At 70.0% G+C, this 14,143-nt stretch carries 12 protein-coding genes and 1 tRNA gene; 9 read left to right on the forward strand and 4 right to left on the reverse strand.

All coding sequences use genetic code 11. The annotated features are described in order from the left end of the window. The first annotated feature begins 77 nt into the window (after positions 1-77). Entirely contained in the window at positions 78-1,715 is a 1,638-nt protein-coding gene (locus ACWA14_RS05865) for an MFS transporter (RefSeq protein ID WP_463796686.1), read from the forward strand. A gap of 35 nt (positions 1,716-1,750) precedes the next feature. Here the strand turns inward: ACWA14_RS05865 and ACWA14_RS05870 are convergent, their stop codons facing one another. Beyond that, positions 1,751-2,629: a helix-turn-helix domain-containing protein gene (locus ACWA14_RS05870; RefSeq protein WP_463796689.1), complete on the reverse strand. Its 879-nt coding sequence runs from the start codon at positions 2,627-2,629 to the stop codon at positions 1,751-1,753. Positions 2,630-2,730: 101 nt separating this feature from the next. Between ACWA14_RS05870 and ACWA14_RS05875 the strand changes: the two genes are divergently transcribed. The 3 genes from ACWA14_RS05875 to ACWA14_RS05885 are packed head-to-tail and all read left to right on the forward strand — an operon-like array spanning position 2,731 to position 5,479. Beyond that, entirely contained in the window at positions 2,731-3,969 is a 1,239-nt protein-coding gene (locus ACWA14_RS05875; RefSeq protein WP_463796691.1) for a multidrug effflux MFS transporter, read from the forward strand. A 23-nt stretch (positions 3,970-3,992) separates the two neighbouring features. Next, positions 3,993-5,018: a zinc-dependent alcohol dehydrogenase family protein gene (locus ACWA14_RS05880; protein ID WP_463796693.1), complete on the forward strand. Its 1,026-nt coding sequence runs from the start codon at positions 3,993-3,995 to the stop codon at positions 5,016-5,018. A 50-nt stretch (positions 5,019-5,068) separates the two neighbouring features. Further along, on the forward strand, positions 5,069-5,479 hold the full coding sequence (locus ACWA14_RS05885) for a cupin domain-containing protein (protein WP_463796695.1): 411 nt from the start codon (positions 5,069-5,071) through the stop codon (positions 5,477-5,479). A gap of 143 nt (positions 5,480-5,622) precedes the next feature. Here ACWA14_RS05885 and ACWA14_RS05890 read toward each other — a convergent pair. Next, a tRNA-Arg gene (locus tag ACWA14_RS05890) sits at positions 5,623-5,695 on the reverse strand. 16 nt (positions 5,696-5,711) lie between these two features. After that, positions 5,712-6,527, reverse strand: coding sequence for an SGNH/GDSL hydrolase family protein (locus ACWA14_RS05895; protein WP_463796697.1), 816 nt, complete (start codon positions 6,525-6,527; stop codon positions 5,712-5,714). A gap of 70 nt (positions 6,528-6,597) precedes the next feature. On the opposite strand from ACWA14_RS05895, the gene argS reads away from it, so the two are divergent. Together argS and ACWA14_RS05905 are read left to right on the forward strand one after the other, a co-directional pair. Beyond that, a complete protein-coding gene (argS, locus tag ACWA14_RS05900) occupies positions 6,598-8,262 on the forward strand; it encodes an arginine--tRNA ligase (protein WP_463796699.1) in 1,665 nt (554 codons plus the stop codon). Between the two features lie 54 nt (positions 8,263-8,316). Next, positions 8,317-9,168, forward strand: a complete 852-nt coding sequence (locus ACWA14_RS05905; RefSeq protein ID WP_463796701.1) for an LmeA family phospholipid-binding protein — start codon at positions 8,317-8,319, stop codon at positions 9,166-9,168. Between the two features lie 4 nt (positions 9,169-9,172). Here the strand turns inward: ACWA14_RS05905 and ACWA14_RS05910 are convergent, their stop codons facing one another. Next, on the reverse strand, positions 9,173-10,207 hold the full coding sequence (locus tag ACWA14_RS05910; protein ID WP_463796703.1) for a YihY/virulence factor BrkB family protein: 1,035 nt from the start codon (positions 10,205-10,207) through the stop codon (positions 9,173-9,175). Between the two features lie 148 nt (positions 10,208-10,355). On the opposite strand from ACWA14_RS05910, the gene lysA reads away from it, so the two are divergent. Genes lysA through thrB form a run of 3 tightly spaced genes read left to right on the forward strand, consistent with a single transcriptional unit; the run spans position 10,356 to position 14,040 of the window. Next, complete coding sequence (lysA, locus tag ACWA14_RS05915; RefSeq protein WP_463796705.1) at positions 10,356-11,798, forward strand: diaminopimelate decarboxylase; 1,443 nt, start codon at positions 10,356-10,358, stop codon at positions 11,796-11,798. Further along, the gene (locus tag ACWA14_RS05920; RefSeq protein ID WP_463796707.1) at positions 11,795-13,099 is read left to right on the forward strand and encodes a homoserine dehydrogenase; all 1,305 of its coding nucleotides are present in this window, start codon (positions 11,795-11,797) and stop codon (positions 13,097-13,099) included. Before lysA ends, ACWA14_RS05920 begins: the two co-directional genes overlap by 4 nt. After that, positions 13,096-14,040 (forward strand): homoserine kinase, encoded by a 945-nt coding sequence (gene thrB, locus ACWA14_RS05925; protein WP_463796709.1) that lies wholly within the window; start codon positions 13,096-13,098, stop codon positions 14,038-14,040. The genes ACWA14_RS05920 and thrB overlap by 4 nt, the downstream gene beginning before the upstream one ends. Positions 14,041-14,143: the final 103 nt, after the last annotated feature.

Below are 14,143 nucleotides of genomic sequence, written 5' to 3' on the forward strand. Positions count from 1 at the left end.
TCGGGGCGGCGAGGCCCGCCGAATAGTCGTCGAAGATCATCTTTACGACGGTCGAATAGCTAACTAGGCTAGCGACCGTGAAAAGTCATGAGCGTCTGCGTTGGGTCGGCCTGGTCTTCATCAGCATCGCCGTCTCGCTGATCATCGTCGACTCCACGATCGTCAACGTCGCCATCCCGGCGATCGTCGACGACCTGGGGATCACCTCGACGGAGGTCCAGTGGGTCCAGGAGGCCTACACCCTGGTCTTCGCCGCCCTCCTGCTCGTCTTCGGCAGCCTGGCCGACCGGTTCGGTCGCCGCCGGGTGATGCTGATCGGCGTCGTCGTCTTCGGGGCGTCCTCGGTGTTCGCCGCGCTGGCACCGGACGGGGGGATGCTCATCCTCGCCCGACTCGTGCAGGGCGTGGGTGGGGCGATGATCCTGCCGACGACACTGTCGATCATCAACGCCACCTTCCGAGGCCGCGAACGCGGCATCGCGTTCGCCGTGTGGGGCTCGACCATCGGCGGCATGGCGGCGGTGGGTCCGCTGCTGGGCGGGTGGCTGACGACTGCCTTCTCCTGGCGGTGGGCCTTCGGCATCAACATCCCGCTCGCCGTCATCATCGTGATCGGTGTGCTGCTGACGGTGGCCGAATCCCGCAGCGACCGTGTCGCCAGGATCGATGTCGTCGGGGCCGTGCTCTCCGTCGTGGCGATGGGCAGTCTCGTCTTCGGGCTCATCGAAGGACGCACCTACGGCTGGTGGCTCGTCGAGCAGCGTCCGCAGATCGGGGACTGGTCGTGGCCGTGGGATCTCTCGCCGATTCCCCTCGCCTTCCTGATCGCGATCGTCGCGATCATCGCGTTCATCATCTGGGGTCTGCACCGCGAGCGGGCGGGGAAGTCGACGCTGCTGACCTTCCGCCTGTTCTCGATCTCGTCGTTCCGCAACGGCAACATCGCGGCCGCCGTGGTCTCGCTCGGCGAGTTCGGACTCATCCTCGCGCTCCCGCTCTGGCTCCAGTTCGTGCTGGGCTTCGATGCCCTGCACACGGGGTTCCTCCTGCTCGCCCTCGCCGGCGGTTCCTTCGTCGCCAGCGGCGTCGCCGGAGCCACCAGCGGCAAGATCACTCCGGTGTGGATCGTGCGGGTGGGTCTCGCCGCCGAGATCATCGGCGTCGCGGGAGTCGGATTCGTGATCACGCCCCAGGCCTCGTGGATCCCTCTGGTTCCGCTGCTCTTCGTCTACGGCCTCGGGGTGGGGCTCGCCACCGCCCAGCTCACGGGCGTGGTGCTCGCCGAGGTGCCGGTGGCCGACAGCGGCGCGGCCTCGGGAACCCAGTCCACGTCGCGCCAGCTGGGCGCTGCCCTCGGGGTCGCGGTGCTCGGCACCGTGCTGTTCAGCAGCACGGCCGGCATCCTCTCATCGGCGCTCGACGATCGAGGTCTGCCCCCGGAGCAGCGCGATCAGACCGTCTCGGCCGTGGTGGACAGCGCGGGCGCGGCGATCGCCGGCCTCGCGGCCCAGCCCGAGACGGCCGCGATCGCCGAAGACGCAAAGCAGGCGTTCTCAGACGGCACACGCTACGCCGCCTGGACCGCCGCGGGCTTCCTCGCCCTCGGGCTGCTCTCCACGATCGCGCTCGGGGCGTCCTCCGCGGTGTCGCGGCCGGAGGGGGAAGTGGCGTCTGCCGGGGGAGAGTCCTCCGGGGGAGCCGCTTCCGGCCGGTGAGCCCGCGGCCGGCACCGCGCCGCATGGTGCCGGCTCTACACCGGCGGCACGGCGCGCAGCCGACTGTCGGCCGACCACGATGCGAGGAGCTTCAGTCGTTCCGCCGAGGGCGAGCCGGGCTCCGCGCTGTAGATCAGCATCACTTGACCCGGCTCGGCCGTGATCGCGAGTTCCTCGTAGACGAGCGTCAGCTCTCCCACCACCGGGTGGACGAATCGTTTGGTGCCGGAGCCGTGGGTGCGGACGTCGTGCGCTGCCCAGAGGGTGCGGAAGAGATCACTGCGCGTGGAGAGCTCGCCGACGAGATCCTGAATGCCCTTGTCGTGCGGGTCCCGGCCGGCCTCGGCGCGCATCACGGCCACGCACATCTCGGCGAACAGCTCCCAGTCCGGGTAGAAGTCGCGGGAGGCGGGGTCGAGGAACTGGAAGCGGGCGAGGTTGGGCACCCGGCCCCCGTCACCGATGACCGGGGAATAGAAGGCGCGGCCGAGCGCATTGGTGGCGACGAGGTTCTGCCGCTGATCCCGGACGAAGGCGACGGCATCGGTGATCGAGTCCAGCGCCCAGTGCAGGCTGGGGCGCGGTGCCGAGGTCTTCACCGCCCGGCGTCGGTTGCGCCCCGAGGAGGGGATGCCGTCGGCGGCGCGCGCCAGATCCAGCAGGTGCGCATGCTCGGCATCCGTGAACTGCAGCGCGCGCGAGACGGCATCCAGCACCGAAGCGGATGCTCCGGCGATCGCACCGCGCTCGAGCTTGCTGTAGTACTCCACCGACACCCCCGCCAGCATCGCGACCTCGCTGCGGCGGAGGCCGGGCACGCGTCTGTTCGATCCGGCAGGCAGACCCGCGACCTCGGGGGTCAGGCGGGCGCGGCGCGTCATCAGGAACTCGCGGACCTCGGATCGGTTGTCCATGCACTCAGGGTACGGCGACCGTTCCGAGGGAGGGGTGCCCTCCCGGTACACCTCTCGCCAGGGACTCCCGTCGCGTCTCGGGGAGGGGAACACTGGACGACATGACCTCCTCTCCTCGCGTCGCGAACAGGCGTGTGCTGCCGACGCTCCTGCTGGTGCTGACGGTGTTCGGTCCGATCTCCATGGACCTCTACCTGCCGGCGCTCCCCGCGCTCACGCGGGAGCTCGGAGCGGTGACGTCCGTCGCCCAGCTGACGGTCACCGCGTGCCTGATCGGCCTGGCCGCAGGCCAGCTGACGGCCGGTCCGCTGTCCGACCGCTACGGGCGCCGCCGTGTTCTCATCGCCGGCGTCATCGCGTACGTGGCCACATCGCTGCTGTGCGCGCTCAGCCCGACGGTCGAGATGCTCATCGTCGCCCGGGTCGTGCAGGGCCTCGCCGGCGGAGTGGGGATCGTCATCGCGAACGCCGCGGGTCGTGACATCTACAGCGGCCCGCGGCTGATCCGTTTCTCCGCCCGCCTCACGGTCGTCGGCGGGTTGGCGGCCGTCGTCGGACCCCTGCTCGGAGGTCTCCTCGTGACGTTCACCGATTGGCGCGGCCTGTTCGTCTTCCTCGCGCTCGTCGGTGCGGTCATCCTGCTCAGCACCGTCGTCCTCGTGCCGGAGACGCTGCCCCACGAGCAGCGCACCACAGGCGGACTCGTGCACACTCTTCAGGATTTCCGCACCCTGGTGCGTGACCGTGTCTTCCTCGGCGCTGTGCTCACGCAGGGGTTCTCGTACGCCGCTCTGTTCGCCTACCTGTCCGGGGCGACCTTCGTCCTGCAGGACATCTACGGCCTCTCGCCGCAGGAGTACGCCGCCGCGTTCGGGCTGAACTCGGTCGGATTCATGGTCTTCGGACATCTGGCGGGACGCGCCGCGGAACGAGGGAGCGTGGGCGGCACACTCGCGGTCGGCGTGGTCACGACCACGGTCGGAGCGCTCGGGCTGCTGCTCGCCGGGCTCGCCGCGGTGCCGCTCTGGGTGGTCGTCCTCGCACTGTTCACGCTCGCCGGGGGAGTGGCCATCTCCTCGCCGCCCGCGACCGCCCTCGTGCTGGGCGGGTACCCGCAGATGGCCGGCACCGCGGCGTCTCTGCTCGGCGCGGCCCGATTCGGCTTCGGGGGACTCGCCGCCCCCCTCGTGGGCGTCGCCGGCGCGCTCAGCATCCTCCCGCTCGGCATCGTGACCACGACGGCCGCCGTGCTGGCGGGGGTCTCCTGCCTGCTGATCGCCCGTCGGCCTTCGCCCGCTCCTGCTTCCGCCGTCCCTACGGCATCCGAGATCACCGTCTGAACCCTGAGAGAAAGGACACCACCATGCGTGGAGTCATGATGTACGCCCCCGGCGACGTGCGCGTCGAGGACCGCGACGACCCCGTCATCCTCGAACCGACCGATGCCATCATCCGGCTGACGGCCACCTGCATCTGCGGATCCGACCTGTGGCCCTACCGCGGAGCCGAACCCCTGGCGGCGACGCCGCAGCCGATGGGACACGAGTACGTCGGTGTCGTCACCGAGATCGGTGCCGACGTGCGGAATGTCCGGGTCGGCGACTTCGTCGTCGGCAGCTTCTTCACCTCCGACAACACCTGCGCGATCTGCCGCGCCGGCTACCAGTCGCACTGCGTGCACCGGACCCCCATCGGGGCGGAGGGCACGCAGGCCGAGCTCGCGCGCATCCCCCACGCCGACGGCACTCTCGTGGCCACTCCGGGGCAACCCGATGAGGATCTCATCCCGTCACTGCTCGCCGCATCCGACGTGCTCGGAACAGGCTGGTTCGCCGCGGTCGCCGCGAACGCGGGCCCGGGGAGGACCGTCGCTGTCGTCGGGGACGGAGCCGTCGGTCTGCTGGCCATCCTTGCCGCCCGGCAGCTCGGTGCCGAGCGCATCATCGCGATGTCCCGTCATGCGGACCGGCAGGAGCTCGCGAGACGATTCGGCGCGACCGACATCGTCGAGGAGCGCGGCGACGACGGCGTGGCGAAGGTCAAGGAGCTCACCGACGGTCTCGGCGCCCACTCCGTCATCGAGGCCGTCGGAACGCAGGCGTCGATGGAGCAGGCCATCCGGTCCGCGCGCCCCGGCGGGCACGTCGGGTATGTCGGCGTCTCCCACGATGTCGCTCTCGACGGGTTCGAGCTCTTCTTCTCCGGCGTGCACCTGCACGGCGGTCCGGCACCGGTCCGTCGCTTCCTGCCGGAGCTCATCCAGCTCATCTGGGACCGCGAGATCGACCCTGGAGTGGTGTTCGATCTCACGCTTCCGCTGGAACAGGTGGCCGAGGGATACACCGCCATGGATCAGCGCACCGCGACCAAGGTGCTGCTGACCGTCTGAACCGACCGGGTGGCCGATACGTCGGCCACCCGGTCCTGTCTGGAGGACTCATGAACATCGAACCCGCCGCACCGAGCGTGAAGAACCCGCTCGAGCAGTTCGCCGGCGACGTCTGGGCGGAGATGATCGCGGTCCCGCATGATGCGGACCAGCGGATGTCCGTCGCCGTCGTGAAGTTCGCCCCTGGTGCCCGCACCGCATGGCATTCGCACGCGCGGGGTCAGTACCTGCGAGTAACGCGGGGAATCGCCCGCTTCGGCACCCGAGACGGCCGGATCATCGACGTCCATCCGGGGCAGACCCTGTACACCCCACCGGGACAGGAACACTGGCACGCATCCGCGGGCGGCACGTTCATGGAGCACATCGCGATGCTCGAGAACGCCGATGACCCGGAAGTCACGACGGACTGGAAGGAACACGTCACCGACGCGGAGTACGAGGGCGACGTGACCCGCTGACAGGAGTCGCCGACATCGACCCCGCGACCCGCCCGGACGCGATCCTGCTCCACCGACGAGAAAAGCCGCCTGGAACCAGGCGGCTTTTCTCGTGCGGACGGACTGCGCCGACGAATCGAAACTCGTTTCACGTCTTCTGTGTGTGCCCCCGACAGGAGTCGAACCTGCGACCTACGGTACCGGAAACCGGCGCTCTATCCACTGAGCTACGGAGGCGTACCGATCGACAATATCACTGCTCGGGGGTCGTCTCCGACTCCCCGGCCACCGTCACCGGCGCGCCGCTCATCTCCGCCAGCGCTGCGGCGACCTTCTCGGCGAGATAGCGGTGCCCCGCGGTGGACGGATGCCGCCGCCCGACCTCGACGTCGATCACCTCGAGATAGTTCTGCTCGGTGATCCAGTCCTGGGCGAGGGGGGAGATGTACCACCATCCGCGCATGGCGGCGAGTTCTGCGAGGTCGGCGTCGATGCGTGCCGTTCCCGCCTCCACCGGCAGCGCGTGGGGAGCGGGCCCCAGGATGACGATGGCGGCCTCCGGGTACGTCGCCGCCAGGGCGTCCCAAGCGGCGGTCACGGCCTCGCGGTACCCGGCCTCGCCCTGCTTCCGGTCGTTGATCGAACCCTGCAGGATGACGAGATCAGGAGACAGGGCCGGATCGAGCGCCGCGATGCGCTCGCCGAAAGCCGGTCCGTCGAGCCCGGGCTTGAGGTATCCGCTCCCGCGGACGCCCCGCACCACGGTCTCGCCGTCGAGGAGACCCGCCAGCTGGTACGCGTAGCCCTCGGTGGGGAGCGTCGCCGCGGAGCCGAAGGTCCACGAGTCGCCGAAGACCAGGACCCTCGGGTGCTCCGGGAGCACGAGAGGAGCGGGAACGACCGCGGCCGGGGCAGCGGCCTCGCCATCGGAGCCGGCTCCGATCGGGGCAGCGGAGGGGAGCGGAGCCCAGGGCCGCCAGATGCCGAGAACCACTGCGGCGAGCACGAGGAGGAGCGCGAGAGCGACTCCCGTGGATCGGAGTGGGCGGCGGGTGACTCGGGCCTTCATGGGACGAGAGTAGATCACCGACACGCCCGCGCAAATTCCGCCCCGCGACGCGCCGTAAACTGGTGCGTCTATGACTCCTGAAACGCTCGCCCATGCCGTCCTCGCCGTTCTGACGCCCATCGCCGACGAGCGACGTCCGGGCGAGCCGCTCGGACTCTCCGCCGCGGACCTCGTCTTCGAGCGCCCGCGCAACCGCGACCACGGCGACTGGGCCTCGAACATCGCCATGCGCGTGGCCAAGCCGCTCGGTGCGAACCCGCGCGAGCTGGCACAGCAGATCGCCGATGGCCTCGCCGCCGTCGACGGCGTCGCGAGCGTCGAGGTCGCCGGGCCCGGGTTCATCAACATCCGCCTCGACGCGGCCGCGGCCGGCGCGCTCGCGAAGACGATCGTCGAGGCCGGTGCGGCCTACGGAACGAACGACAGCCAGTCCGGTCGCAGCATCAACATCGAGTTCGTCAGCGCGAATCCGACCGGTCCGCTGCACATCGGTCACACGCGCTGGGCGGCACTCGGTGACGCGATCGGCCGAGTGCTCGCCGCCTCCGGGGCGACCGTCGCGCGCGAGTTCTACATCAACGACGCGGGCGCCCAGATGGAGCGCTTCGCGCAGTCCGTCGTCGCGGCGGCGAAGGGGGAGCCCACACCCGAGGGCGGCTACGCCGGAAGCTACATCCAGGACCTCGCCGCTCGTGTCGTGGCGGCCCGCCCGGATCTCCTCGACCTGCCCGGCGAGGAGCAGGTGCTGATCGCCCGCGAACTCGCCTACGAGTACCAGCTCGCCGAGCAGCAGGAGTCCCTGGCCAAGTTCAACGTGCACTTCGACGTCTGGTTCTCCGAGCGCCGACTGCACGCGAAGAACGCCGACGGGGTCAGCCTCGTGGACCAGGCCGTCGATCGCCTGCGCGCCCAGGGGCACGTCTTCGACGAGGGGGATGCGGTGTGGGTGCGCACCACCGACTTCGGCGATGACAAGGACCGGGTGATCCGCCGCTCGAACGGCGAGTACACCTACTTCGCCGCCGACGCCGCGTACTACCTCGACAAGGGCGATCGCGGATTCGCGCACAAGATCTACCTGCTCGGCGCCGACCACCACGGCTACGTGCACCGTCTGAAGGCGCTCGCCGGCGCCGCGGGCGATGATCCCGAGAAGGACGTCGAGGTGCTCATCGGCCAGCTCGTGTCGGTCGGCGGGGCCCGACTGAGCAAGCGCGCCGGGAACATCATCGAGATGGACGACCTGCGTGAATGGCTCGGCACCGACGCTTTGCGCTACTCCCTCGAGCGTTCGCCGGCGGACTCACCGCTCGCGCTCGATCCGGAACTGCTGCAGAAGCGCACGAACGACAACCCGGTGTTCTACGTGCAGTACGCGCACGCGCGCACCCACAACGTGGCCCGCAACGCCGCCGACTCCGGGGTCGACCGCTCCGAGTTCGCACCCGAGACGCTGACGCACGAGTCCGAGGCCGCCCTTCTCGGCGCTCTTCAGGAGTTCCCGCGCATCGTCGCCTTCGCGGCCGAGGTGCGCGAGCCGCACCGCGTCGCCCGGTACCTGGAGGAGCTGGCCGGGCTTTACCACCGCTGGTACGACAACTGCCGCGTCATCCCGCAGGGAGACGATCCGATCGAGACCGTGCATCGCACGCGTCTGTGGCTCAACGACGCGGCAGGACAGGTCCTGCGCAACGGACTCGGCCTGCTCGGAGTCTCGGCTCCCGAACGTATGTGAGCAGCGTCGACGGAGCCCCGGCGGCGCACGGAGCGGTAGGGCAGGATGGTCCCCATGAGCGACGACAACCCGACCCTCCCGTATCCGGATGCCGCCGCCGAGCACTCGACGGTCGTGATCCCCGGCTCCACGGAGCGGGGGGACGGCACCGTCGCGCGGCGTCGGCGGCGTCGCTGGCCGTGGGTCCTCCTGATCGTCGTCGTGGTGCTGGGCGTCCTGGTCGTGGCGGCCGAGGCCATCGCGCGCGCAGTGCTTCCCGGGGTCGTCCGCACGCTCGTCATCGATGAGCTCCGGCTTCCCGCCGATCAGCAGCTCGACGTCGAGGCGGACGGCATCCTGCTGCCTCAGCTTCTCGGGGGAACTCTGGACAGCCTCCGCCTCTCCACGGACTCGGTCACGCTCGAAGGCATCACGGGCGCGGTGTATGTCACCGCGACCGGTGTCCCCCTGCGAGGAGGAGACCTCGGGGGAGCGGCAGGTGTGATCCGGATCGACCAGGCCGAGTTCACCACGCTCCTCGCCGGTACCGACCTTCCGATCGACTCGGTCACGCTGGAGGCGCCGAACGCCACGGTGGGCGGGTCCTTCACCGTGTTCGGAGTCGACATCCCGTTCGCGCTCACCCTTCTGCCCGGCGTGGCCGAGGGCGATCTCGAGCTGACCCCGGTGCAGGCGAGCGTCGGTGGCGTGGTGATCGACGCCGGTCAGGTCGATTCCTCGCTGGGGTCGCTCGGATCCGACCTCACGCAGACGCAGCGCATCTGCATCGCCGACCAACTGCCCGCCGGTCTCACCCTCACGGGCCTGGAGATCGAGGGAAGCAGCGCCGTGATCGACATCGACGTCGACGGCGCCATCGCGACAGACGAGAGCCTGCTCGAGAAGGGCGTCTGCCCCGGCCGGTGAGTGGCTAGCCCGCCGATTCCTCGGCAGCGGCCTTCTGCGCCGCCCGGAGCTCGTCCTGCGCGATCCGCATGTCGACCTCGGCGCGCTGCACCCGTCGCTGGAGGAACGTCGATGCCCCGAACCGCGCGTGCACGCGGTCCTTCGACTCCTCTTCGGCCGTGACGATGTATGCACACGCGATCAGGATCACCTGGCTGGAGAAGTTGAGCCAGATCAGCAGCGCGAGAAGCGAACCGAAGGAGGCGAGCAGCGGGTTGCTGGTCGCACCGCCCACGAACAGGCTCGACAGCTGCTGCAGGACGAAGAGTCCCGCCGCGCCGATCAGGGCACCGCTCCACAGCGAGCGGGCGGCCGGCTTGATCCCCGACATGACACGGAAGATCGCCGCGACGAGAGCGGTGTTCAGTGCGAAGACCACGAGCAGCGAGACGATGCGCACCGTCCACGTCGTGGCCGTCGAGTCCTCGGGCAAGCCCAGCAGGCCGCTGATCCAGGTGACACCGAGCTGCCCGACGAAGGTCACCAGCGCCGCGGCGATGAACGATGCGGCGATGCCGATCGCGAGGGCGAGGTTCCGCAGGATCACCCAGATGAAGAGGATGTCGTCGTGCGTGGTGCCGGCGATGACGCGGACCGCTGTGCGCAGCGAGCCGATGGCGCCGAGGGCCGCGCCGACGAGCGCGATCAGGGAGACGATGCCCGCGATGGAGAGACTCGCGGGTGCTTCGAGATCGGCGGGATCGATGATCCCGTCATCGCCGATGAGCCCGGGCACCACGGACTGCACGGAGCGGATGATCGACTGCCAGGCCTCGGGATTGCCGGCCAACCACAGCGCGGCGATCGAGAAGCCCAGAAGCACTCCCGCGAACACGCTGAAGAGCGCTCGGTAGGTCACGCTGTCGGCCAGCATGGCTCCGCGACGCTCCGAGTAGAGCAGGAAGGCGCGCACCGGCCGTCGAGCGAGCGCCCAGCGGATCGCCGCGCCGCTGACTCGCGGGATGAAGCCGGGCTGGGGTGAGGTTTCCGTGTTCGTCACCACGCCAGCCTACGAGGCCCGGGAACACGGCCGGAGGGGGTTGACGTGAACCGTCACGATGAGGGGGCGCCGAGTGGGGGTGCTCTAGAATCGGGTCATCCTCGAAGCGCGCGCTCCGCCCGCGATCCCGTCCCACGATTGGTGCTCATTGCTTCCCCCTGCCGACTCGCTCGCCCCGGAATGGCTCGTCGTGCCCGAAGATGCGAACGACCTCGCGCGCGGGGTGTGGCCGGCCTCGGCCGGCCGCGATGCCGAGGGCGGACTCGTTCTCGCCGGCATCCGCGCGAGCACGATCGCTCAGACCTACGGCACCCCCGTCATGGTCATCGATGAGGACGAGGTCCGCTCCCGCGCCCGTGCCTTCCGCGGCGCCTTCGATCGCGCCGCCGCGGCGCACCGGACGACGGCGCGGGTGTACTACGCCGGGAAGGCCTTCCTGTGCACCACCATCGCGCGCTGGGTGGTCGAGGAAGGTCTGCGGGTCGATGTCTGCACGGGGGGTGAGCTCGAGGTCGCGCTCGCGGCCGGCGTCGCACCCGCGTCGATCGGCTTCCACGGCAACAACAAGTCCGTGGCCGAACTCGAACGCGCGGTCCAGGTCGGGGTCGGCTCGATCATCGTCGACAGCGCGATCGAGATCGAACGGCTCGCGGCCATCACGGCACGCACGGGCAGCGTGCAGAGCGTCTTCGTCCGCGTCATCAGCGGCGTGCACGCCGAGACGCACGACTTCCTCGCCACGGCGCACGAAGACCAGAAGTTCGGTTTCCCGTTCGCGGATGCCGAGGTCGCCGCCGCCCGCATCCGCGAGGTGCCGGGGCTCGACTTCGCCGGACTGCACTGCCACATCGGCTCTCAGATCTTCGGCATCGCGGGCTTCCGCGAATCCGCATCGCGCGTCCTCGCTCTGCACGAACGCCTTCTCGCAGGCGGGCCCGTGCCGCAACTCAACCTCGGTGGGGGCTTCGGCATCGCCTACACCCGCGTCGACGACCCCGCGCCGATCGAGGATCTCGCGGCCGAGATCGTGGCCTCGGTCGCCGAGGACTGCGCGGCGCGCGGCATCGACGTCCCCGCACTCTCGTTCGAACCCGGCCGGGCCATCGTGGGCACGGCAGGAGTGACCCTCTACGAGGTCGGCACCACCAAGGACGTGACGACCGAATCCGGCGCGGTTCGCCGGTACGTGAGCGTCGACGGCGGGATGAGCGACAACGCCCGGCCCGCGCTCTACGGCGCACAGTTCTCCGCCCGTCTCGCCTCGCGCTCCGGCGCCGGGGAACCGCTGTTGAGCCGGGTCGTCGGCAAGCACTGCGAATCGGGCGACATCGTCGTCGATCACGAGTACCTCCCCGCCGATCTCGTCCCGGGCGATCTGCTCGCCGTACCCGCCACCGGTGCCTACTGCGTCGCCCTGTCGAGCAACTACAACCATGTCCCGCGTCCTCCCGTCGTCGCCGTGAGCGGCGGCGCGTCCCGCGTGATCGTCCGCGGCGAGACCATCGCCGATCTGCTCGCGCGGGACGCGGGCATCGATGCGGCGTCCGCCGCCGACGGATCGCACCCGTCCACCCCTGAAGGAGCAAGATGACTGAGTACCGACGACTTCGTGTGGCACTTCTCGGCGCCGGAGCAGTCGGCTCCCAGGTGGCGGGGCTCCTGCTGCGTCACGGCGACGAGCTCGCCGACCGCGCCGGTGCCTCGCTGGAGCTGGCCGGCATCGCCGTGCGCGATCTCGACGCGCCGCGCGACGTCGACCTCCCGAAGGAGCTGTTCACGACCGACGCCGAGGCACTGATCCTCGGCGCCGACATCGTGATCGAGCTCATCGGCGGCATCGAGCCGGCTCGGACGAACATCCTGCACGCGATCGGCTCCGGGGCCGACGTCGTGACCGCCAACAAGGCGCTTCTGGCCACGCACGGACCCGAGCTGTTCGAGGCGGCGGACCGCGTGGGCGCCTCGGTCTACTACGAGGCCGCCGCCGCTGGTGCGATCCCGATCATCCGCCCGCTGCGCGACTCGCTCGCGGGCGACCGTGTGGTGCGCATCATGGGTATCGTCAACGGCACGACCAACTACATCCTCGATCGCATGGAGACCGAGGGCGCCGACTTCGACGACGTGCTGGCCGACGCGCAGCGGCTGGGATACGCCGAGGCGGACCCGACGGCGGATGTCGAGGGCTACGACGCGGCGCAGAAGGCTGCCATCCTCGCGAGCCTCGCGTTCCACACGGCCGTCCCGCTCGACGCGGTGCACCGTGAGGGCATCACCTCGATCACGGCGTCCATGATCGAGGAAGCCCGTGCCGCCGGCTTCGTGATCAAGCTCCTCGCCGTGTGCGAGCGGATCGAGGCGAACGGCGACGAGTCGATCTCGGTGCGCGTCTACCCGGCGCTGGTTCCGAACTCGCACCCGCTCGCGGCGGTGCACGGCGCCAACAACGCCGTCTTCGTCGAGGCCGAGGCCGCCGGATCGCTGATGTTCTACGGCGCCGGGGCCGGTGGTGTGCAGACCGCCTCCGCTGTCCTGGGCGATGTCGTCTCGGCGGCACGTCGGCACATCGCGGGAGGCGTCGGGGTCGGCGAGTCCACGCGGGCCAACCTGCCGGTCGTGCCGATCGGACACGTCACCACCCGCTACCAGATCACCCTCGAGGTCGCGGATGCCCCGGGCGTGCTCGCCACCGTGGCAGGCACGCTCAGTGACGGCGGCGTCTCCGTCGCGACCGTGGTCCAGACCGTCGAGGGAGAGGACGAGCCGACCGCTCGTCTTATCATCGGCACCCACCGCGCCACGGAGAGCGCGCTGTCCGCGACCGTCGACGCTCTCGCCGACAGCTCCGTCGTCGAGCGCGTGGTCTCGGTACTGCGCGTGGAAGGCGAGTGACGGTGGCGCAGGGGCGCACGGTCGACGTCCGGGTTCCCGCCACCAGCGCGAACCTCGGTCCCGGCTTCGACACGCTCGGCCTCGCGCTGAGCATCTACGACTCGCTCGCCGTGACCGAGCTTCCCGCGGGAGAGCTCGAGATCGAGGTGACCGGGACCGGCGCCGAGGACATCCCCACCGACGCGTCGAACCTGATCGTGCGGACCATCGCGCACGTGTACGCCGATGCGGGGCGCCCGATGCCGGGGCTGCGTATCGTCGCCGAGAACGGTGTGCCGCACGGTCGTGGGCTGGGGTCATCCGGCGCCGCGGTGACCGCCGGCGTGCTCGCGGCCAAGGGCCTGCTCGCGGGCGACGTCGAGATCGGTGACGAGGATCTCCTGCGACTCGCGACCGAGATCGAGGGCCACCCCGACAACGTCGCTCCCGCGCTGTTCGGTGGACTGACGATCGCCTGGGTGGGGGAGCGCGGCCCGCAGCACAAGAAGCTGCTGGTGCACCGCGGTGTGTCGCCCCTGGTGCTGGTGCCGTCCTACACGATGTCCACGTCTCAGGCGCGGTCGCTGCAGCCACCCCAGGTGTCCACGGCGGACGCCATCTTCAACGTGTCGCGCTCCGCGCTGCTCATCGCGGCGATGATGCAGAGCCCCGAGCTGCTTCTCGATGCCACGGCCGATCGACTTCATCAGGACTATCGGGCCGGCGCCATGCCCGAGACCCAGCGGCTCGTGCAGAGGTTGCGTGCCGCGGGATTCGCTGCGGTCGTATCGGGAGCAGGCCCCAGCGTGCTCGTCCTCGCGGACGGGCCGGGGAGCCGTCTGGACGCCGTCGAGCTCGCGGACAGTGTGACCGACACCCCGTGGGACGCCCTGCTGCTGGCTGTCGACGTGCGTGGTGGTACAGTGGGGGATCGAGCGGAGGGCCTTCACGTCGTTTCGTGAATCCGGCCCCATTGCAACTCTGCAAGACCCGCACGCAAACCCCCAAGGCATACGTGCCCAAGGCCGGCTGACGCCGAGCGTCAGCCCGTGCGATCGTGCGCGA

This window comes from Microbacterium sp. TW_SC_2 (assembly GCF_055361165.1).